A 22,299-nucleotide genomic window follows, 5' to 3' on the forward strand; every position below is an offset into this window, starting at 1 on the left:
GGAGGTGTAGGGCGCCCGCGGCGGCAGCGTAAAGCCGAGCTCGTGCGGCACCTGTGGGCGGCGCGGGCGCGCCGGATCGGGGATGCGTTGCGGGTCAATGCGTTGCAATCGGGCCTGCGGGTCATTACCTAGCGCGCCACGGATGCGCTTCTTCGAGCGTCGCCGTGACGCCGTTGCACCCCGCGACCATGGGCGGCGCCGTCCCGCGCGCTACCTTGGTCCCGGCTGGTGCGCGTCCTGGCAAGCACCTCGCCGTCCCGGCGGGGCCGTCGGGCCGATCATCAGGATTTCACCGGGCCCGCCGCGCGGCCCGCGAGCTAGAGGCAGGCTTGGCATCGTGATCGAACGGCTCGTGGCGTTTTCCGTACACCGGCGCTGGCTCGTCCTCGTGGCGGCGCTGCTGCTCACCGTCGCGAGCGCCGTCACGGCGGCGCACCTCTTCCGGATCAACACCGACGTCGAGCGCCTGATCACGCCGGACGTGCCCTGGCGCCAGGACGAGATCCAGTTCGAGAAGACGTTCCCGCAGCGCAGCAACCTGCTCGTCGCCGTCATCGACGGGCAGACGCCGGAGCAGGCCGAGGAGGCGGCGAACCGCCTGACCCAGGCCCTGTCGTCGCGCAAGGACCTGCTGCCGGTGGTCTACCGGCCCGACGGCGGCCCGTTCTTCGACAAGAACGGCCTGCTGCTGATGCCCCAGAAGGAGCTGGAGCAGACCACCGAGCGGCTGATCCAGCAGCAGGGCCTGCTCGGGCCGCTCGCCGCCGACCCGTCCTTGCGCGGCATCATGCAGGCGATGGTGATGGGGGCCCAAGGGGTGAAGGCCGGCCAGGCCAAGCCCGACGACCTCGTCGGCCCGATGGGCCAGATGAAGGACGTCTTCGACAAGGTTCTGAAGGGCGAGCCGGCCCAGCTCTCGTGGCAGTTGCTGCTCGCCGGCGGCAAGGCGGAGCCGAGCGACCTGCGCCGCTTCGTCATCGCCCAGCCGGTGCTCGACTACGACGCGCTCCAGCCCGGCGAGAAGGCGACGCAGCTCATCCGCGAGACCGCCCGCAACCTCGGCCTGACCGAGGCCAACGGCGTGCGGGTGCGGCTCACCGGCCAGGTCGCGGTCGCGGACGACGAGTTCGCGACGCTCGCCGACGACGCGGCGCTGAACTACTCGGTCACCGGCGGCGCCATCGTGCTGTTCCTGTGGCTGGCCCTGCGCTCGGGCAGCCTCGTCGTGGCGGTGCTCATCACCACCTTCGCCGGCCTGATCGTCACCGCCGCCCTCGGCCTCCTGATGGTCGGCGAGCTCAACCCGATCTCGGTCGCGTTCGCGGCCCTGTTCGTCGGCCTCGGCATCGATTTCGGCATCCAGTTCGCCGTGCGCTACCGCGCCGACCGCTTCACGCAGGCCGATCTCGTCGGGGCGATCCGCTCGGCGGCCCGCGGGGTCGGCTGGTCGCTGACGCTCGCGGCGGTATCGCTGCTCGCCGGCTTCTTCTCGTTCCTGCCGACCGACTTCCGCGGCGTGTCCGAGCTCGGCCTGATCGCCGGCGTCGGCATGATCGTCGCTTATCTCGCCTCCCTCACCATGCTGCCGGCGCTGATCGCCGTGCTGCGGCCGCCGGGCGAGAAGCAGGAGGTCGGCACCGCCAGCATGGCTTCGGTCGACCACTGGATCCTCGCCAACCGCAAGCTGGTCCTGGTTCTCACCGGCCTCGTCACCGTGGCGGGCCTGCCGCTGCTCTACTGGCTGCCGTTCGATTCGAACCCGATGCACCTGCGCAGCGCGAAGGTGGAGTCGGTCGCGACCTATCTCGACCTGACCAAGGACCCGAAGACCAGCCCCAACACGATCGACGTGATCGTGCCCAACCGCGACGCCATCGCCCCGATGGTCAAGAGGCTGACCGCACTGCCGAGCGTCGCCGGGGTGATCGACATCGACACCTTCGTGCCCGCCGACCAGGACCAGAAACTCGCGACCATCGAGGATGCCGCGCAGGTCCTGGGGCCGGTGCTCAACCCGCCGCGCGTGGCGCCGGCGCCGAATGACCGCGACGTGGTGACGGCGATCCGCAACGCGGTCACGGCCCTGCGCGGCATCTCGCAAGGGGCGCAGGGCGGCGCGGCGAACGCCTCCGGGCCGCTCGCGACGATCCAGGGCTTCACCGACACCCTCGACCGCCTCGCCGGCGCCGAGCCGTCGGTACGCGAGGCCGCCGCCAACGCGGTGGTGCCGAACCTCAAGGCGCTGCTCACCCGCCTGCGCAGCCTGCTCGCGCCGACAAAGATCACCCTGGAGAACCTGCCGGCGCAGATCCGCCAGGACTGGATCGCCGCCGACGGCAAGGCCCGGATCGAGGTCCAGCCGAAGGGCAACTCGAACGACAACGAGGTGCTGCGGCACTTCTCGAAGGAAGTCCTGAGCGTCGCTCCTCACGCCACCGGCGCGCCGGTCGCCACCACGCGGTCGAGCCACACCATCCTCGGCGCCTTCATCGAGGCGGGGCTGCTGGCGCTCCTGTCGATCTTCATCATCCTGTCGGTCGCCCTGCGGCGGCCCTGGGACGTCGCCATGGCGCTCGGGCCCCTGGTGCTCGCCACGCTGTGGACGCTGGAGGCGCTCTACCTCATCGGCATGCCGCTCAACTTCGCCAACATCATCGCGCTGCCGCTGATGCTGGCGGTGGGCGTGGCCTTCCATATCTACTACGTGATCGCCTGGCGGGCCGGCGTCGCCGACATGCTGGCCTCGAGCCTGACCCGGGCGATCTTCTTCTCGGCGCTCACCACCGGCACCGCCTTCGGCTCGCTGGTCCTGTCGAGCCACCCGGGCACCGCCAGCATGGGCAAGCTGCTCGCGCTGTCGCTGTTCTTCACCCTGGTGGCCGCGTTCTTCATCGTCCCGGCCTTCCTCGGACCGCCGCCGAAGCAGAAGGCGAAGGACGGGGTGCCGGAGAATGCGGCGCGGCGCGATCCTTTGATCCCGGCCTGAGGCCGGGAGCCGGGCTGTCACGAGAAAAGCTCGTCCCTCTCACGAGGGGCGGGCTTTTTTCATGAATGGCGCGGACATGCTCCTCTCCCCGCGGGCGGGGAGAGGCCTGAGCTCCGAAGGGGCTCAGGGAGCAGCGAACCGCAGGTTCGCCGCGAGGGTGAGGGGGTGGTGCCGAAGAAGGCTCATCCGGAGAAACCCCCTCACCCTCGTTCTGCGGGCTTGCTGCCTCTCCTGAACGGAGACGCAGCCCTCTTCCCGCCCGCGGGGAGAGGAGAGAATTCCCGCTCGTCTCGTTTTTTGACTGGCTCGACGGAAAAGGCTGCGCTTGACGGTCGAGACTTTCTTCACGTCCTCCAGTTGCGGCGCAGCAAAACTCCGTGCTAGGGCACGACCCATGATGCAGGATCGAGCCAGACTGGTCTCGCGGCCCACGCCGCCGTAGCGCCCCGCTCTCCCGCGTCCCTTCCCCACGCCTGTCCTTCGTGCCCCTCCGCCCAGCGCGGTGGATTGTCCTCGCGCGCGCCGTCGCGCCTCGCCTCGAAAGCTCAACATCCATGAAACTCGTCCGCCTGCGGCGCGAATGGGCGCCCGACGTCACGCGCGAAATCCTGGCCGGAACCGTCGTGGCCCTCGCCCTCATCCCCGAGTCGCTCGCGTTCTCGGTCATCGCCGGAGTCGACCCGAAGGTCGCGCTCTATGCCTCGTTCTGCATCGCGGTCGTCACCGCCATCGCGGGCGGGCGCCCGGCGATGATCTCCGCGGCCACCGGCGCGACGGCCCTGCTGATGACGTCGCTGGTCAAGGATCACGGCCTCGGCCACCTACTCGCCGCCACGATCCTCACCGGTCTGATCCAGATCGCCGCCGGTGCGTTCAGGCTCGGCGACCTGATGCGCTTCGTCTCGCGCTCGGTCGTCACCGGCTTCGTCAATGCGCTCGCGATCCTGATCTTCCTCGCCCAGATGCCGGAGCTGATCGGCCGCGGGCCGGTGGTCTACGCGATGACGGCTGCCGGCATCGCCTTGATCTACGGCCTGCCGTACCTGACGAAGGCCGTGCCCCCGGCGCTGGTGGCGATCGTGCTGTGCACCGCCCTGTCGATGAGCCTGGGCCTCGACATCCGCACCGTCGGCGACATGGGGATGTTGCCGAGCGAGCTGCCGATCTTTGCCCTGCCGCAGGTGCCGCTTACCTTCGAGACCCTCCGGATCATCCTGCCCTATTCACTGACAATCGCCATGGTGGGCCTGCTCGAGAGCCTGATGACCGCGGCGATCATCGATGAGCACACCGACACCACCTCGAACAAGAACCGAGAGTGCACCGGCCAGGGGCTGGCCAACGTCACCGCCGGCCTGTTCGGCGGCATGGCCGGCTGCGCGATGATCGGCCAGTCGATGATCAACGTCTCGTCGGGGGGACGCGGCCGGCTCTCGACCCTGTGGTCCGGCGCCTTCCTGCTGTTCCTGATCGTGGTGCTCGGGCGCTACGTCGCGCAGATCCCGATGGCGGCTCTCGTCGCCGTGATGATCGTAGTGTCGGTCAACACCTTCCAGTGGCGCTCGATCCGCACGCTCCGCACCCACCCGACCACGTCGAGCATCGTGATGCTCAGCACCGTCGCGGTCGTGCTCGTCACCCACGACCTCGCCAAGGGCGTGCTGTTCGGCGTGGTGTTGAGCGGGCTGTTCTTCGCGCACAAGGTCACCCGGTTCTTCGCCGTGGCATCCGCGCGCGAGGGCGGCATCCGCACCTACCGGGTCGGCGGCCAGATCTTCTTTGCCACGGCGGAGGCCTTCCATGCCGGCTTCGACTTCCGCGAGGACGATCTGGAGCGCGTCGTGATCGACCTGACGGACGCCCATTTCTGGGACCTCACCGCCGTCAACGCTCTCGACCGGGTGGTGCTGAAGTTCCGCCACCACGGGGTTCCGGTGGAGGTCGCCGGGCTGAACGCGGCCTCGGCCACGCTGGTCGACACGCTCGGGACCCACGATAAGCCGGGGACTGCCGTGGCCTCGGGGCATTGAGGCTTGCGCGGCGGGGCACCGCCCCGTCGCCCTACCCCGCCCGCGCCGTCGCCCCGTGCACCATCGCGAGCACGCCGGCGCGCAGCAGGTCGTACTTCGTCGGCAGGCCTGGGCCGGTCGGCAGCCGGCCGGCGGCGGAGAGCGTCGCGATACCGTGGGACAGCGCCCAGACCTCGAGTGCGACGAAGCGCGGATCGACGCCTGCGGAGAAACCGTCCGGGAACGTGCTGCGCAGGGCATCTACCAGGAGCCCGAACGCGTCGCGGTCGCGCGGCGCCTGGGCGGGCGGGCATCCGTCGGGGCCCGGGGGCCGGGCCTCGAAGATCGCCGCGTAGTAGCCCGGCTCCTCCTCGGCGAAGGTCAGGTAGGCCTCACCCATGCGGGTGAAGCGCTCCAGCGGCGTGCCGGGGCCGCGCAGCGCCCGGGCGAGGCGGGCGGCGAGCTCGGTGAAGCCGCGCTCGGCCACCTCCTCCAAGAGCGCCTCGCGGCCGCGGAAGTGGCGGTAGAGCGCCGCCGGCGAGACGCCGACGAGGCGCGCCGCGTCGACCAGGGTGAAGCCGCCGATCCCGCGCTCCGCGATGAAGCGGCGCGCGGCCTCGATCAGGGCCTCCTTGAGGTTGCCGTGATGGTAGCCGCGCCGGTCGGACGGGCCGCTGCGCCAGGGTCGCACCGTATCACTGTCTCATGTCGCGGGGCCGGGGGCCGGCCGCCTGCACAAGCCCCCATAGAGCATTTTCGCGCCGGCGGCAGGCTCAACCGGCGCGGCGCGCGAGGTGGAAGCGCGGCACGTGGTCCGGCCGCACCGTGGTGGTCGCCACGGGCAGGACCGGACGGTCGTCGGCGAGAGAGAGGCGGAACTCGCGAGTGAGACGGGCCAGTACCAGGGTCGCCTCGGACAAGGCGAGTTGCGCCCCGATGCAGATCCGGGGTCCTGCGCCGAAGGGCAGGTAGACGAAGCGGTCGGGCTCCGGGCGGTCGAGGAAGCGCCCCGGATCGAAGGCCTCCGGCCGGTCCCACCAGCGCGGGTTGCGGTGGAGCACCCAGGTCGGGATCATCACGATGCTGCCCGCCGGGATCTCGGCGCCCTCGACTACGCTCGCCCGCGCGGCACGGCGCGCGATGACGTAGACCGGGGGATAGAGCCGCAAGGTCTCCTGTGCCACCGCCTTCGCCAGCCGCAAGGACGGCAGCGCCGCGGCGGCGCCCGCCTCGGCGAGGTCGAGCCCGGCGGCCTCCGCCGCGAGCGCGTCCTGCATCGCCGGCTCGCGGGCGAGGAGCATGCAGGCCCAGAACAGGGTCGAGGCGGTGGTCTCGTGGCCGGCGACGATCAAGGTGCCGACCTCGTCGGCGAGGAGCCCGCCCGGCGCGTCGCCATGGGCCTCGATCAGCAGGTCGAACAGGTCGCGCGGCGCGCCCTGCGTGCCCTGCCCGCGGCGCGCCTCCAGCACCGCCCGGACCAGCCGGAGCCAGCGGCGGCGAAACAGCGCCCGGCGCGGGCTCGACGGGGTCGGCCAGCCCGGCGGCAGCAGGAAATCGGCGACGGTCGGGCGGCCGAGCCGGTCGAGGTAGCCGGAGACGAGGGAGCGGATCTCGGCACCGAGCGCCCCGGTCTCCAGCGAGAACATCGAGGTGGTGGCGATGTCGAGGGCGACGCGCTGCATCTCGCCGCGCAGATCCGCCGGAGTATCAAGGCCGGCTTCCAGCCGGCGGCAGGATTCCTCGGCGCTGCGGGCGACGAAGCGCAGCATCAGCGGCAGGGTGCGGGGCGTGAAGGCGGGGGCGAGAACCTTTCGCTGGTGGCGCCAGGCCTCGCCGTCGGCGAGCACCAGGCCGCGTCCGGCAATGGGGCCGATCACCCGCCGGCCGGCGGGCAGGCGCGCGAAGTCGTCGGTGGCGGTGAGCAGCACCTGGCGGGCGCCCGCCGGGGTCGAGAGCAGCACCATCCGCCCACCCCCGGGCAGCGGGATCGTCACCGCCGGCGCGTCGAGGCAGGCGCGAGGAAACGCCTCCAGGGTGTTGCGCCGGAACGCGCCGAGGAGCTTGAGCCAGCCGACCCGCTCGGCGAGCGGCGGCACCGGCGGCACGTAGCCGGGAACCGTCAGGGACGAGAGGGCATCGGACAAGGGGCGGCTCTCCGGTGGCGCTCGACGGACGGGCCTGCGAGGTTTACGCGACCCGCTCCGCTTCCGCCACGCCGAGATGACGCGCCACCATCCGGCCGATCTCGGGGAAGCCGAGCGGCCCGAGGGGGCCGGAGGCGATGCCCGGCCCGAAGGCGATCACCGGCACCTGCTCGCGGGTGTGGTCGGTGCCGCTCCAGGTCGGGTCGTTGCCGTGGTCGGCGGTGACGAGGCAGAGGTCGCCGGGTCGCAGGATCGCCCGGATCTCCGGCACCCGCGCGTCGAAGCGCTCCAGCGCCGCGGCGTAGCCCGGCACGTCGCGGCGGTGGCCGTACTCGGTGTCGAACTCGACGAGGTTGGCGAAGACGAGGCCGCCGTCGGAAAGCTCGGCCAGCGCGTCGAGGGCGGCGGTCAGGCAGGCGTCGTTGCCGCCGGGCTTGATCTCGCGGCCGGTCGCCCGGTGGGCGAAGATGTCGCCGATCTTGCCGACGCTCACCACCGGCCGGCTGGCGGCGGTCAGCCGGTCGAGGAGCGTGGCGGCGGGCGGCGGCACGGCGTAGTCGCGCCGGTTCGCGGTGCGGGTGAAGCCCGACGCCTCGTCGCCCGTGAACGGCCGGGCGATGACCCGGCCGATCCGGTACGGATCGCAGAGCCGGCGGGCGATGGTGCAGAGGTCGTAGAGCCGGTCGAGCCCGAACGCCTCCTCGTGGGCGGCGATCTGGAAAACGCTGTCGACGGAGGTGTAGCAGATCGGCCGGCCCGTCCGGACGTGCTCGGCCCCCAGATCCTCGATGATCGCGGTGCCGGAGGCGTGGCAATCGCCGAGGATGCCCGGCAGGCCCGCCTCCGCAATCAGGGCCCGGGTGAGGTCCGGCGGGAAGGCCGGCCGGGTCGCCGGGAAGTGGCCCCAGGCGAAATCCACCGGCACCCCGGCGATCTCCCAGTGGCCCGACACCGTGTCCTTGCCCCGCGCCCGCTCGACCGCGTGGCCCCACGCGCCCTCGACCGGACCGGAGGGGCCGAGGCCGGGCGGCAACCGGCCGCTCGCACCTTGGGCGGCAAGGCCCAGGCCCAGGCCGGCGAGGTGCGGCAGGCGTAAAGGACCGGCGCGGAGGCCCGCCCGGTCCCCGCGACCGGCGGCGCAGGCCTCGGCGATGTGGCCGAGCGTGTCGGCGCCGGCATCGCCGAACTCGGCCGCGTCCGGGGCGCCGCCGATGCCGACCGAATCGAGGACGATGAGGAGCGCCCGGCTCATTCGCTCACCGCCCCGGCGGGGGCCGCCGCCATGTCGAAGGCGGCGGCGAACAGGGCGCGGGTGTATTCGGTGCGCGGCGCGGCGAAGATCTCCTCGGCCGCGCCCTCCTCCACCACCTGGCCGCCCTGCATCACCATCACCCGGTTGGCGAGCGCGCGGACCACCTTGAGGTCGTGACTGATGAACAGGTAGCCGAGACCGCGACGGCGCTGGAGTTCGCGCAGCAACTCGACGATCTGGGCCTGGACCGACATGTCGAGGGCCGAGGTCGGCTCGTCGAGGACGACGAAGCGCGGATCGAGAGCCATGGCCCGGGCGATGGCGATGCGCTGGCGCTGGCCGCCGGAAAATTCGTGCGGGTAGCGGTCCATGGCGGCGGGATCGAGCCCGACATCGTCGAGGGCGCGAGCGACGATCTGCCGGCGCTCGGCGTCGCTGCGGCCGCTCCCTTGCACCTCCAGCCCCTCGGCGACGATCTCGGCCACCGACATCCGCGGCGAGAGCGAGCCGTAGGGATCCTGGAACACCACCTGCATCTCGCGCCGCAACGGGCGCATGGCGCGGGCCGACAGCCCGTCGATGCGGCGGCCGAGATAGACCACCGGTCCCTCGGACGCGGTCAGCCGCAGGATGGCGAGGCCCAGCGTGGTCTTGCCGGAGCCCGATTCGCCCACCACCCCGACGGTCTCACCCTCGCGCACGGTGAGCGCCACCCCGTCCACCGCCTTGACGTGGCCGGTGGTGCGCCGGAGCAGGCCCGACTTGATCGGGAAGTGGACCCGGATCGGCCCGGCCTCGACCAGGATCGGGGCGCCGTCCGGGACCGGGTTGCCGCGCCCCCGCGGCTCGGCGGCGAGCAGGCGCTTCGTGTAGTCGTGCTGGGGCTTCGAGAACACCTCGGCCACCGGACCGGTCTCGACGATGCGGCCTTGCAGCATCACGCAGACCCGGTCGGCGACGCGGCGCACGATGCCGAGGTCGTGGGTGATGAACAGCATCGCCATGCCGAGGCGCGATTTCAGGTCGGCCAGCAGCGAGAGGATCTGGGCCTGGACGGTGACGTCGAGCGCCGTCGTCGGCTCGTCGGCCACGAGCAGGTCGGGCTCGCAGGCGAGCGCCATCGCGATCATCACCCGCTGGCGCTGCCCGCCGGACAATTCGTGCGGATAGGCGCCCAGCCGCCGCTCGGCGTCGCGGATGCCGACGAGGTTCAGGAGTTCGAGCGTGCGGGCGCGCGCCGCCTCGCCGCTCATTCCTTTGTGCAGCCGCAGCACCTCGCCGACCTGGTCGGCGATGCGGTGCAGCGGGTTCAACGAGGTCATCGGCTCCTGGAACACCATGGTGATGTCGGCGCCGCGCACCGCGCGCATCTGCGGCTCGGAGAGCGTCAGCAGGTCGCGGCCCTTGAACAGGATGCGCCCCTCCGGCGTCGCGCCGTCGACGAGACGCAGGATCGAGAGCGCCGTCACCGACTTGCCCGAGCCCGACTCGCCGACGAGGGCCACGGTCTCCCCCGGCGCGATGGCGAAGGAGACGCGATCGACGGCGCGGGTCTCGCGCCCGCCCTGGCGGAAGGCGACAGAGAGGTCCTGGACGGAGAGGAGCGGGTCGGTCATCGGCTCATGGGTCGGGCGGCGTGGAGCCGGAGACCCGATGTAGGCCATTCCCCGGCGGCCGGGAACCGGCGCCGCGTCGCGGGGGACACTGGGTGCGGATCCGGGAGAACCTTCTCACCCTCCGCCTCATCCTGAGGTGCGACCGTAGGGAGCCTCGAAGGAGGGCTCCAGAGATCGCACAGACTTCTGGAGCCCTCCTTCGAGGCCTCCGCTGCGCTCCGGCACCTCAGGATGAGGTGAAGGGTGGGATAGGATGCATTACCGCCCTGCTCCGTCCCCCCTCACTCGTCCACCCGCGGCGCCTGGCCGCTGTCGATCGGCAGCGGCCGGAACTGCTTCAGCTCCTCGCCGCTCGGCAGGCTGCGCGTGTCCCAGCCGCCGCCGATCGCACCGATCAGCGACACCGCGTTGGTGAAGCGGTTGAGCCGGACCTGCAACTCGGTCACCTCGTTGTTGAGTTCCAGCGCCTGGGCGGTGACGACGGTGGTGTAGTTCTGGGTGCCGGCCCGGTACTCGTTCAGCGCGATCTCGACCGCCCGGCGCGACGACTGCACCGCCAGTTCCTGCGCCGCCTGCTGGCGGGCGAGGATGCGCTGGCCGGCAAGGCCGTTCTCGACCTGCTGGAAGGCGGTCAGCACCGTCTGGCGGTAATTGGCGACGGCCGCGTCGTAGGCGGCCTCGACGGCTTGCAGCGCCGCGGTGCGGGCGCCGCCGTCGAACAGCACCTGGCTGCCGGAGGCCGCCACCGACCAGAACGAGTTCGCGGCGGCAAAGAAGTTGCGGGCCGGATCGCCCGCGATGCCGCCGCTCGCCGACAGCGTCACGGTCGGGAAGAACGCCGCCACGGCGACGCCGATCTGGGCGCTCTGCGATTGCACGGTGCGCTCGGCCAGCGCGATGTCGGGCCGGCGCTCCAGGAGGTCGGAGGGCAGGCTCACCGGCACGGCGGGCGGGCGCGACGGCAGGCTGCCGCGGGCGAGCGACACCTCGGAGGGCGGCCGGCCGATCAGCGTCGCGATGGCGTGCTCGAGGTTCGCACGCTGCAACCCGACCGCGATGGCGTTGGCCTGGGTGGTCTGGAGCTGGGTCTGGGCGGTGATGACGTCGGAGCGGGCGGCGACGCCGGCATTGTACTGGTTCTGGGTGATGTCGAGGGAGCGCTGGTAGGCCCGGGCGGTGCGCTCCAGCAGGCTCTGGAGCGATTCCTGGTAGCGCAGCTGGTAGTAGGCGGTCGCGAGCTGCGTCTGCAACGCCAGGCGCACCGAGGCGATATCGGCAGCACTCGCCTGGGCGGCGGCGACGTCGCTCTCGATCAGGCGGCGGATGCGCCCGAACAGGTCGAGCTCCCAGGTCGCCGAGCCTTGCAGCGTCAGGGTGGTGCGCTCGACGCCCCCGGTGCTGGACCGGCTGATCGAGGGGGCGCCGAGCGCCGTGGGGAAGAGCTGGGCGCGGGCCTCCTGCACCAGGGCGCGGGCCTGGCGGTAGGCGGCGACCTGGGCACGCAGGTTCTGGTTGTCGACGTCGATCAGGCGGATCAGCCGGTCGAGGGTGGGATCGCGAAACACCCGCCACCAGTCGCCGCGGTCCGCCTCGTCGAGGGGCCGCACCGGCCGCCAGTTGCGCGGCGGCATTGGCCGGGCGCCGCCCTCCTTGAAGGCCGGGGGCGCCTCGACGGTGGGGCGGGAATAGTCGGGGCCGACGAGGCAGCCGGCGAGGAGAAGGGGCAGGATGGCCGCGGCGGCGAGGTGCAATGGCACGGCTCTACGCTGCCGGACACGGCGCGGGATTTCTCCTCTCCCCGCGGGCGGGGAGAGGGTCACGCCCCCCTTGTCGGGGGCGTGACAAGCGGAGGCGAAGCCGGAGCGAGGGTGAGGGGGTATTGCCGAAGGAGCCACATCCGGGAACACCCCCTCACCTTCGGCTACCGCCTCGTTTCGCCCCCGACGAGGGGGGCGAAACCCTCTCCCCGCCCGCGGGGAGAGGGGATGCGCATGGTCCGTCGCGTGAAACCAATGACCCATGGAGGTGGGGTTCGGGCGCGCGTCGCCGTCCAGCATCATTCGATCGTCGGAGAAAGCGGTCATTCGGCCGGCAGCGCCCGCGTGGCGGAATCCCCGCGCCGGCGGCGTCCGACCCAGAGCCGGAACCGGTCGAGGTACAGGTAGACGACGGGGGTGGTGTAGAGGGTCAGGACCTGGCTCACGATGAGGCCGCCGACGATGGCGATGCCGAGGGGACGGCGCAGCTCCGAGCCCTCGCCGCCGTCGAGGATCAGCGGCAGCGCGCCGAGCAGTGCGGCCAGGGTTGTCATCATGATCGGGCGGAAGCGCAAGAGGCAGGCCTCGCGGATCGACTCCCGCGGGTTCAAGGACCGGGTGCGCTCGGCGTCGAGCGCGAAGTCGATCATCATGATGGCGTTCTTCTTCACGATGCCGATGAGCAGGATCACGGCGATGAGCGCGATCACCCCGAACTCCTCGCCCGCCAGCATCAGGGCGAGGATCGCCCCGATGCCGGCGGACGGCAGGGTCGACAGGATCGTGAGCGGGTGGACCCAGCTCTCGTACAGGATGCCGAGCACGGCGTAGACCGCGAGCAGGGCCGCCAGGATCAGCAGCGGCTGGCGCGAGGACGAGGACTGGAAGCTCTTGGCGGCCCCGGCGAACTCGCCGTGGATGGTGGCGGGCATCCGCAGGTCGCGCATGTGGCCGTCGATCGCCGCGGTGGCGTCGCTCAGGCTCATGCCCGGCGCGAGGTTGAACGACAGCGTGGTGGCGACGAACAGGCCCTGGTGGCTGACCTGGACGGGGGTCGAGCCGGTCTCGAAGCTGGCGAAGGCCGAGAGCGGCACCATCGTCTCTTTGCTGCTGCTCACCGCCGCGCTCGACGAGGCGCTGGAGCGGCCGGCGGCCGCGATCGAGTTGGTGGCGGCGTTGCGGGCCGAATCGGTCGCGACCGCGGCGGCCGCGCTCGTCGCGTCGGTGGGGGCGGTTGCGGCGCTCGCCACCGTGCCGGCGACCGCGTTGGTGGTGGCCGAGCCGCGGGCCCGCGCGCCGGACGTCGAGACGTAGATCATCTTCAGCGTCTCGGGGTTGTCGAGGTAGCGCGGCGCGATCTCCATCACGACGTGGTACTGGTTCAGCGGGTTGTAGATCGTCGAGACTTGGCGCTGGCCGAAGGCGTCGTAGAGGGTGTTGTCGATCTGGTCCGGGGTCAGGCCGTAGCGGAAGGCGGTCGGCCGGTCGATGACAAGGCGCGTCTCGAGGCCCCCCTGCTGCTGGTCGGAGGTGACGTCGGTGAAGATCGGGTCCTTCTGCATCGCCTCCAGCAGCTTCGGGGTCCAGGTGTAGAGTTCCTCGCTGGTGTCGCCCTGCAGGGTGTACTGGTACTGCGAGAAGCTCTGGCGCCCGCCCATCGAGAAGTCCTGGCGCGGAAACAGGTAGAGCCGGGCACCCGGGATGGCGGCGAGCTTCGGCCGCAGGCGGGTCATCACGTCGCTGATCGGGTCGCGCTGGCCGAGGGGCTTCAAGCCGACGAAGACGTTGGCCGAGTTGGTGCCGCGCCCGCCGGTGAAGCCGACCACGCTCTCCACCGCCGGATCGGCCTGGACGATGGCGGTGGCGCGCCGGAGCTTGGCGCTCATCGCCTGGAACGAGATGCGCTGGTCGGCCTGGATGCCGCCGATCATCTGGCCGGTATCCTGCTGGGGAAAGAACCCCTTCGGCACGATGACGTAGAGGTAGACGTTGAGCACCACCGCCGCGAGCAGCACCAGCATCACGATGACGCCGTGGCGCAAGGCCCAGTCGAGGGTGACCCGGTAGCCCGACAGGAGCCCGTCGAACGCCCCCTCCAGCACCCGCGCCACGGGGCCGGGGCGCGCGCCGTGCGCCTCGGGTTTCAGGAACCGGGCGCACATCATCGGCGTGGTGGTGAGCGAGACCACGAGCGAGATCAGGATCGCCAGCGACAGGACGACGGCGAATTCCTGGAAGAACCGCCCGATGATGCCGCCGGCGAGCAGGATCGGCAGGAACACCGCGATCAGTGACAGGCTCATCGACAGGACCGTGAACCCGACCTCGCGGGCGCCGAGCAACGCTGCCTCGACCCGCGAGCGACCGTCCTCGATGTGGCGCTGGATGTTCTCCAGGACCACGATCGCGTCGTCGACGACGAACCCGGCCGCGATGATGAGGGCCATCAGCGAGATGTTGTCGAGGCTGTAGTCGCACAGCCACATCGCCGCGAAGGTGCCCACCAGCGAGATCGGCACCGCGACGGCCGGGATCAGCGTCGCGCGGGCCGAGCGCAGGAAGCCGAACACCACCAGGATCACGAGCCCGACCGAGATGATGAGCGTGCGCTCGGCCTCCGCCAGCGACGCCCGGATGGTGAGCGAGCGGTCGCCGGTGACGATCAGTTCGGTGTCGCCCGGGAGCGCCGCCTTGAGCTGCGGCAGCGCCTCCTTCAGGCGGTCGATGGTCTCGACGACGTTGCCGCCGGGCTGCTTGTAGACGATCAGGAGTACGCCCCGCTGGCCGTTGACGAGGCCGAGGTTGCGCCGGTCCTCGACGCCGTCGACCACCTGGCCGACGTCGCGAAGCCGCACGCCGGCGCCGTTGCGGTAGGCCACCACGATGTCCTGGTAGTCGGCGGCCTTGCGGCCCTGGTCGTTGGCGTAGAGCTGGTAGCGCCGCTCGCCGGCCTCGATCGCGCCTTTCGGCGAGTTGGCGTTGGCGCTCGCCAGCGCGGCGCGGATGCCCTCGAGCCCGATGCCGTAGTTGAAGAGGGCGTGGGGATCGAGCTCGACCCGCACCGCCGGCAGCGACGAGCCGCCGATGTCGACGTTGCCGATGCCTTCGAGCTGCGACAGCTTCTGGGCGAGCACGGTCGCGGCGGAATCGTAGAGCGCGCCGGGGCTCAGCGTCTTCGAGGTCAGGCCGAGGATCAGGATCGGCGCGTCGGCCGGGTTGAACTTGCGGTAGGTGGGGTTGGTGCGCAGAGCCGTCGGCAGGTCGGCGCGTGCGGCGTTGATCGCCGCCTGCACGTCGCGGGCGGCACCGTTGATGTCGCGGTCGAGCCCGAATTGCAGCACGATCCGGGTCTGCCCGACCGAGCTCGTCGACGTCATCTGGTCGACGTCGGCGATCTGCCCGAGGCGCCGCTCCAGGGGGGCGGCGACGGTGGTCGCCATGGTGTCGGGGCTGGCGCCGGGCATCTGCGCCTGGACCAGGATGGTGGGGAAATCGATCTGCGGCAGCGGCGCCACCGGCAGCCGCACGAAGGCGAACAGGCCGGCGAGGAGCACGCCGAGGGTGAGGAGCGTGGTCGCGACCGGGCGCAGGATGAAGGGGGCGGAGAGGTTCACGGGCGGGCCCCGCGGGTGCGCCGCAGGCCTTCCCCTCTCCCCGCGGGCGGGGAGAGGGTCACGACCCCCTTGTCGGGGTCGTGACAAGCGGAGGCGAAGCCGGAGCGAGCGTGAGGGGGTGGTACCGGAAGAGTCTCATCCGGAAACACCCCCTCACCATCGGCTGCCGCCTCGCTGCTGACCCGACAAGGGGTCAGCAGCCCTCTCCCCGCCCGCGGGGATAGGGGATGCACACGATCGGAAGTGAAAATCTGCGCTGCCGTCGCGACCCTCACGGTACCGCCTCCCCGGGCGCCAGCCCGCTGCCCCGCCGTCCGGAGAACCACCGGCCCAGACGGTCGAAGGCGAGGTAGATCACCGGCGTGGTGTAGAGCGTGAGCACTTGGCTCACGATCAGCCCGCCGGCGATCGAGATGCCGAGCGGCTGGCGCAGCTCCGATCCCGTTCCCGTCCCGAGGATCAGCGGGATCGCGGCGAAGAGCGCCGCGAAGGTCGTCATCAGGATCGGGCGGAAGCGCAGAATGCAGGCCTCGTAGATCGCGTCGCGCGGGGTCATGCCCTCCTCGCGCTCGGCCTGAAGCGCGAAGTCGATCATCATGATGGCGTTCTTCTTCACGATGCCGATCAGCAGCACGATGCCGATGATGCCGATGATGTCGAGGTCGTGCGAAAACAGCATCAGGCCGGCAAGCGCCCCGATGCCGGCCGACGGCAGGGTGGAGAGGATCGTGATCGGGTGGACGAAGCTCTCGTAGAGCACGCCGAGCACGATGTAGACCGTGACGATCGCGGCGAGCACCAGGAACAGGGTGTTGTCGAGCGAGGCCTGGAAGGCGAGCGCCGAGCCCTGGAAGATCAGCCGGAAGCTGTCGGGCATCCCGAGTTCCTGCTCCGCCGCCTTGATTGCCGCCACCGCGGGACCCAGCGAGGCGCCGGGCGCGAGGTTGAACGAGATCGTGGTCGCCGGGAACTGGCCGAGATGGCTGACGAGCAGGGGCGCGCGCCGTTCGCTCACCTGGGCGATGGCAGTGAGCGGGACCTGGCCGTTGGTGGCGGTGGAGGACGGCAGGTAGATTCGCTGCAGCGATTCAAGGGTGCGGTGCAGCTCGGGATCGGCCTCCAGGATCACCCGGTACTGGTTCGACTGGGTGAAGATCGTCGAGATGATGCGCTGGCCGAAGGCGTCGTAGAGCGCGTTGTCGACGGAGGCCGGGGTGATGCCGTAGCGGCCGGCCGTGGCGCGATCGATGGTGATGTAGGCCGACAGCCCGCTCGCCTGCCGGTCGCTCGCGACGTCGGCGAGGTCGGGAATCTGCTTCAGCCGGTCGACGAGGCGCGGGACCCAGGTGTCGAAGGCGGCGGGGTCCGGGTTCTCCAGGATGAACTGGTACTGGGTGGCGCTCACCGCCGTGTCGATGGTGAGGTCCTGGACCGGCTGCATGAACAGGGCGATGCCCGGCACGTTCGCGACCCGGGCGCCGATGCGCCGGATGATCGCGCTCGCATTCTCCGCTCGTTCCTCCCGCGGGCGCAGGTTGATGAGGAAGCGGCCGGAATTGAGCGTCACGTTCTGGCCGTCGACGCCGATGAACGACGACAGGCTGACCACGTCCGGGTCCTTGAGGATCGCATCCGCCAGCCGCTGCTGCCGCTCGGCCATGGCGCCGTAGGAGACGGTCTGGTCGGCCTGGGTGATGCCCTGGATCAGGCCCGTGTCCTGGACCGGGAAGAAGCCCTTCGGGATCACGACGTACATGTAGACGGTGAGCACGAGGGTGCCGATCGCCACCAGCAGCGTCAGCCACTGGTGGGCGAGCACGCCCCGCAGGGTGCGGCCGTAGAAGGCGATGCCGCCCTCCATCAGCCGGCGCCCTGCACTGCCGATCCGCCCGGCGGCGCGACCTTGAGGCGGCTGGTGGCGCAGGAGGCGTGCGCACAGCATCGGCACCAGCGTCAGCGAGACGACGCCGGAGATGACGATGGTGGCCGCCAGCGTGATGGCGAATTCGTGGAACAGACGCCCCACCACCTCGCCCATGAACAGGAGCGGGATCAGCACCGCCAGGAGCGACACGGTGAGCGAGATGATGGTGAAGCCGATCTCGCGCGAGCCCTTGAGCGCCGCCTCCATCGGGCTGTCGCCCTCCTCGACGTGGCGGGCGATGTTCTCGATGACGACGATCGCATCGTCCACGACGAAGCCGGTCGCGATGGTGAGCGCCATCAGCGACAGGTTGTCGAGGGAGAAGCCCCACAGGTCCATGACCGCGAGCGCGCCGACCAGCGACAGCGGCACCGACAGGCTCGGGATCAGGGTCGCGGGCAGCGAGCGCAGGAAGAGGAAGATCACCAGCACCACCAGCGCGATGGCGAGGAGAAGCTCGAACTGCACGTCCTCGACGGAAGCGCGGATCGTCACCGTGCGGTCGGTGAGCGGGGTGACCTGGATCGCCGCCGGGAGCGTGGCCTGGAGCTGGGGCAGCAGCGCCTTGATCCGGTCGACCACCGCGATCACGTTGGCGCCGGGCTGGCGCTGGATGTTGAGGATCACCGCGGGCGTGGTGTCCATCCAGGCGCCGAGCTGGGTGTTCTCGGCCCCCTCCACCACCTCGGCCACCGCCGAGAGCCGCACCGGCGCGCCGTTGCGGTAGGCGATCACCGCGTCGCGGTAGGCGCCGGGGTCGCGGATCTGGTCGTTGGCGTTGATGGTGAAGGACTGGGTCGGCCCGTCGATCGAGCCCTTCGGGGTGTTGACGTTGAGGTTGTTGATGGTGGTGCGCAGGTCGTCGATGTTGAGGCCGTAGGCCGCGAGCGCCGAGGCGTTGAAGCGCACCCGCACCGCCGGCCGTTGCCCACCCGCCATCGAGACGAGGCCGACGCCCGAGACCTGGCTGATCTTCTGCGCCAGACGCGTCTCGGCGAGGTCCCGCACCTGCGTCAGCGCCAGGGTCTTGGAGGTGAGTGCGAGCGTCAGGATCGGCGCGTCGGCCGGGTTGACCTTGGCGTAGACGGGAGGCGCCGGCAGGTCGCCGGGCAGCAGGTTGCCGGCGGCGTTGATCGCGGCCTGGACCTCCTGCGTGGCGATGTCGATGCCGAGATCGAGGTTGAACTGGAGCGTGATGACGGAGGCGCCGGCCGAGGACTGCGACGTCATCTGGTTGAGGTTGGCGAGCTGGCCGAACTGCCGCTCGAGCGGCGCCGTCACCGCCGAGGTCATCACCTCGGGGCTCGCTCCCGGGTAGAAGGTCTGGACCTGGATCGTCGGGTAGTCGACGGACGGCAGCGCCGAGAGCGGCAGGTTGAAGTAGGAGATCATGCCGACGAGCAGGATCGCCAGCATCAGCAGCGTGGTCGCGACGGGGCGCAGGATGAACAGGCGGGAGGGGTTCATCTGGGCGTGCGATCACAGTTCACGGACAGCCGTGCGTGCTCAACCCTCCCCCCTCTGCGGGGGAGGGTGGCGAGCGGAGCGAGCCGGGAGAGGGGCAGCGCGACGCTGGTCCAGGTGGCGCCCTTCATGACGCGCGCGACCTCTCCGGGAACGGGGTTCCCCTCTCCCGCCCCACTCCGTGGGGCACCCTCCCCCGCAGAGGGGGGAGGGATCAGGGCGGCGTGCCTCGTCATGGTCACGGGTTCTGGCTCTGCCGGCGACGATGCGGGCGCTCGCCCTCGGGACGGGGAGTCTCCGGCTTCGGCTGGGCTGCGCCCTCCCCCTCCGCCGCCTTGCTCCCCTCCGCCGGCTTCGCCTCCGCCGCCCTCTCCGGCCGCCCGCCGGTGACGCGCACCTGCGCCCCGTCCTTCAGCCGGTCGGTGCCGTCGACCACCACCCGGTCGCCGACCGAAAGCCCCTTGGTCACCACGGTCCGCACGCCGTCGCTCTCGCCGATCTCGATCGGGCGCACCGCGACCTTGTCCTCGCCCGTGAGCAGGTAGACGTAGGTGCCGGGCGTGCCGCGCAAAACGGCCGCCGCCGGCACGAGTGCGGCGTCGCGCACGGTGTCAACGTCGAGGCGGGCGTTGACGAACTGGTTGGGAAACAGCCGGTCGTCCTTGTTCGGGAACAGCGCCCGCAGCTTCACCGTGCCGGTCGTCACGTCGATCTGGTTGTCGACGGTGTCGAGGTTGCCCCGGGCGATCTCGGTGGTGTCGGAGCGGTCGAAGACCCGCACCGGCAGGGTGGCGCCGGCGCGAAGCCGGTCCATCACCCGCGACAGCACGGTCTCGGGCAGGGTGAACAGCACCGAGATCGGGTGGAGCTGCGTCACGACGACGATGCCGGTCGAGGCGGCGGTGACGTAGTTGCCCTGGTCGATCTGGCGCAGGCCCACCCGGCCCTCGACGGGAGAAGTGATGCGACCGTACTGGATGTTGAGCTTCTGCTGGTCGATCTGCGCCTGGTCGGAGGCGACGACGCCCTCGTACTGCTTGACCGTGGCGGCCTGGGTGTCGACGTTCTGCTTCGAGATCGAATCCTGGCGGTTCAGGGTCTGGTAGCGGGTGAGATCCAGGCGCGCGTTCTGCAACAGGGCCTGGTCGCGCAGGAGCTGGCCCTGGTACTGCGCCAGCAGCGCCTCGTAGGGCCGCACGTCGATCTGCGCCAGGAAGTCGCCGGCCTTGACGGTCTGGCCCTCGCGAAAGCCGATCTGGGTCAGGTAGCCGCTCACCTGCGAGCGGATCGTCACGGTGGCGAGCGGGGTCACGGTGCCGAGGCCGGAGAGCACCACCGGCATCTCGCCCTTCTGCACGGTGGCGACGCCGATCGCCTGCGGGCCCTCGCCACCGCCGCCCCGGCGCCCGCCACCGCGCCGGCCGGTGGCGGCCTGCTGCGTCTCGGCCTTCCTGAACCCGTCCGGGAAGTAGGTGCGATAGGCCCAGTAGCCGCCGCCGGCGAGCACCAGCAGCACCAGGAACCAGAGCGGCCCGCGGCCGCGCCGGCGGCGCGGCGCCTCGACCGCGTCGTCGGTCCGGATGGGAGACAATTCGTTCATCGACCTGGACAACCCGGACTTGGACAACCTGATTCGGAAAACCTGACTCGCGCCCCCGCGATGCCCCTCATGTCGTACCGGCAACCCGCAACGACGCCTGCGGCACGTCGCCCGCGAGCCGGAGGGGCCCCTGCACCGGCCCTTTCCGCACGGCAATGCGTCGCCAGTACGACCGCGATGTTGCCTCACGATTGCTGAACGGCGCCCTGGAAGAGCCACGATCCGCACGCTTATCTGAAGGTCCGGGGGCGCGACACGGCGCCGCCCTGCATCGATCGTACACGGTACCAGAATGCACTTCCTCCACGACCTTCCGGTCGCCGACCTGATCTCCCAGTACGGCTACTGGGCGATCTTCCTGGTCATCACCCTCGAGAGCGCCGGCGTGCCGATGCCGGGCGAGACCGCGCTGATCTCGGCCGCCGTCTATGCCGGCTCGACCGGGCAGCTGCGCATCGGGCTCGTGGTGCTGGCGGCGGCGCTCGCGGCGATCATCGGCGACAATTTCGGCTACTGGGTCGGCCGGCGCTGGGGCATGCCGCTGCTGCTCAAGCACGGCTCGAAGATCGCCCTCGACCACCGCCGGCTCAAGCTCGGCCAGTACCTGTTCCAGCGCCACGGCGGCAAGATCGTGTTCTTCGGCCGCTTCACCGCGATGCTGCGCGCCTATGCGGCGCTGCTCGCCGGGGTGAACCAGTTCGACGCCCGCCGCTTCTTCCTGTTCAACGCCGCCGGCGGCATCGCCTGGGCCTCGCTGATGGGCTTCGGCGCCTATCTGTGCGGCCGCTCGATCGAGCACGTCGTCGGGCCGATCGGCCTCGGGCTGCTCGCCTTCGTGGTGTTCGGCGGCATCGCCCTGTGGCTGTTCGTGCGCCGGCACGAGGCGCGGCTGACGAACGAGGCGGAAGCCGCGATCCCCGGCCCCCTCGCCTGAACGCCGCCCCGCGCATTGCCGCCCGCGGCCGCGGGTGGCATGAGGCGCGCAACGAGACCTCCACCGCCCCGCCGCCGCGCGGGGCGGCCGCGGCGTGCCGCGGCGTCGAACCGGCCCGATGACACAGCCCACCCAATCCTTCGCCACCCAACCCTTCGGTACCTACGCGCCCGCCGGGCTCGTGCGCTGGATCGTCTCGCGCACCGAGCGCCTGCCCGACGAGAGCTGGCGCGCCCGGCGCCTCGCCCTGCTCCTGCGGCGCTGCGCCATCCGCCTGCTGCGCGGCCGGCCCCTCGACGTCGAGCGCTACGGCGCACGGATGCGGCTGCACCCCTACAACAACAACTGCGAGAAGAAGGTGCTCTTCACCCCGCAGTTCTTCGACCCGCTGGAGAGAAAAATCCTCGCCGAGCGGATCGGGCCGGACTGCGTCTTCCTCGACATCGGGGCGAATGTCGGCGCCTACGCGCTATTCGTCGCCGCCACCGCCGGCCCCGGCGCGCGGATCCTGGCGGTGGAGCCGCAGCCCGACATCTTCGACAAGCTCACCTTCAACATCGCCCAGAACCCGTTCGGCTCGATCAAGGCGGTGGCCTGCGCGGTCGCCGACAAGGCCGGCGAGATGACCCTGTTCGTCGATCCGCGCAACCGCGGCGAATCGAGCCTGAAGGTGGTGGGCACCAGCGAGGGCGCGGCGATCCGTGTGCCGGCGGTCCCGCTCCTCGACCTGGTGCGCGGCGAGGGCCTGACCCGGCTCGACGCGGTCAAGCTCGACGTCGAGGGCGCCGAGGACCTGATCCTCGAGCCGTTCCTGCGCCAGGCGCCGCCCTCCCTGCTCCCCCGCCTCCTCGTCGTCGAGGACGGCACCGACCTGTGGCAGACCGACCTCGCGGCCCTCCTCGCCCGCCACGGCTACCGCCGCATCGCCAAGACCCGGCTGAACCTGATCTTCGAGCGCGAGGGGTAGCGGGGCGGCCGCTTGTAGCAGGGCGGCCCTTG

At 71.0% G+C, this 22,299-nt stretch carries 12 protein-coding genes; 4 read left to right on the plus strand and 8 right to left on the minus strand.

Annotated elements, in window-relative coordinates:
* Window positions 1-337: 337 nt before the first annotated feature.
* A complete protein-coding gene (locus ACS5PV_RS19765) occupies window positions 338-2,986 on the plus strand; it encodes an MMPL family transporter (protein ID WP_455397044.1) in 2,649 nt (882 codons plus the stop codon).
* Window positions 2,987-3,540: 554 nt separating this feature from the next.
* On the plus strand, window positions 3,541-5,016 hold the full coding sequence (locus ACS5PV_RS19770; RefSeq protein ID WP_455397045.1) for a SulP family inorganic anion transporter: 1,476 nt from the start codon (window positions 3,541-3,543) through the stop codon (window positions 5,014-5,016).
* Between the two features lie 31 nt (window positions 5,017-5,047).
* On the opposite strand, the gene ACS5PV_RS19775 is transcribed toward ACS5PV_RS19770, so the two are convergent.
* The 8 genes from ACS5PV_RS19775 to ACS5PV_RS19810 all read right to left on the minus strand — a co-directional run bounded on the left by ACS5PV_RS19775 (window position 5,048) and on the right by ACS5PV_RS19810 (window position 20,366).
* Complete coding sequence (locus tag ACS5PV_RS19775; protein WP_455397046.1) at window positions 5,048-5,686, minus strand: TetR/AcrR family transcriptional regulator; 639 nt, start codon at window positions 5,684-5,686, stop codon at window positions 5,048-5,050.
* 82 nt (window positions 5,687-5,768) lie between these two features.
* Window positions 5,769-7,139 (minus strand): cytochrome P450, encoded by a 1,371-nt coding sequence (locus ACS5PV_RS19780; RefSeq protein ID WP_455397047.1) that lies wholly within the window; start codon window positions 7,137-7,139, stop codon window positions 5,769-5,771.
* A 43-nt stretch (window positions 7,140-7,182) separates the two neighbouring features.
* Window positions 7,183-8,391: a phosphopentomutase gene (locus ACS5PV_RS19785; protein ID WP_455397048.1), complete on the minus strand. Its 1,209-nt coding sequence runs from the start codon at window positions 8,389-8,391 to the stop codon at window positions 7,183-7,185.
* Window positions 8,388-10,007, minus strand: coding sequence for an ABC transporter ATP-binding protein (locus tag ACS5PV_RS19790; protein ID WP_455397049.1), 1,620 nt, complete (start codon window positions 10,005-10,007; stop codon window positions 8,388-8,390). The genes ACS5PV_RS19785 and ACS5PV_RS19790 overlap by 4 nt, the downstream gene beginning before the upstream one ends.
* 281 nt (window positions 10,008-10,288) lie before the next feature.
* A complete protein-coding gene (locus ACS5PV_RS19795; protein WP_455397050.1) occupies window positions 10,289-11,764 on the minus strand; it encodes an efflux transporter outer membrane subunit in 1,476 nt (491 codons plus the stop codon).
* 323 nt (window positions 11,765-12,087) lie between these two features.
* Window positions 12,088-15,378 carry an efflux RND transporter permease subunit gene (locus ACS5PV_RS19800; protein WP_455397051.1) on the minus strand — a complete coding sequence of 1,097 codons (3,291 nt, stop codon included), beginning with the start codon at window positions 15,376-15,378 and terminating at the stop codon, window positions 12,088-12,090.
* Window positions 15,379-15,649: 271 nt separating this feature from the next.
* Window positions 15,650-18,769 (minus strand): MdtB/MuxB family multidrug efflux RND transporter permease subunit, encoded by a 3,120-nt coding sequence (locus ACS5PV_RS19805; protein ID WP_455397052.1) that lies wholly within the window; start codon window positions 18,767-18,769, stop codon window positions 15,650-15,652.
* A gap of 235 nt (window positions 18,770-19,004) precedes the next feature.
* On the minus strand, window positions 19,005-20,366 hold the full coding sequence (locus ACS5PV_RS19810) for an MdtA/MuxA family multidrug efflux RND transporter periplasmic adaptor subunit (protein ID WP_455397053.1): 1,362 nt from the start codon (window positions 20,364-20,366) through the stop codon (window positions 19,005-19,007).
* A gap of 292 nt (window positions 20,367-20,658) precedes the next feature.
* Here ACS5PV_RS19810 and ACS5PV_RS19815 point away from each other — a divergent pair, with 292 nt between their 5' ends.
* Window positions 20,659-21,300 carry a DedA family protein gene (locus ACS5PV_RS19815; RefSeq protein ID WP_455397054.1) on the plus strand — a complete coding sequence of 214 codons (642 nt, stop codon included), beginning with the start codon at window positions 20,659-20,661 and terminating at the stop codon, window positions 21,298-21,300.
* A gap of 118 nt (window positions 21,301-21,418) precedes the next feature.
* The gene (locus ACS5PV_RS19820) at window positions 21,419-22,267 is read left to right on the plus strand and encodes an FkbM family methyltransferase (protein ID WP_455397055.1); all 849 of its coding nucleotides are present in this window, start codon (window positions 21,419-21,421) and stop codon (window positions 22,265-22,267) included.
* Window positions 22,268-22,299 lie beyond the last annotated feature (32 nt).

This window comes from Methylobacterium sp. Gmos1 (genome assembly GCF_053764715.1).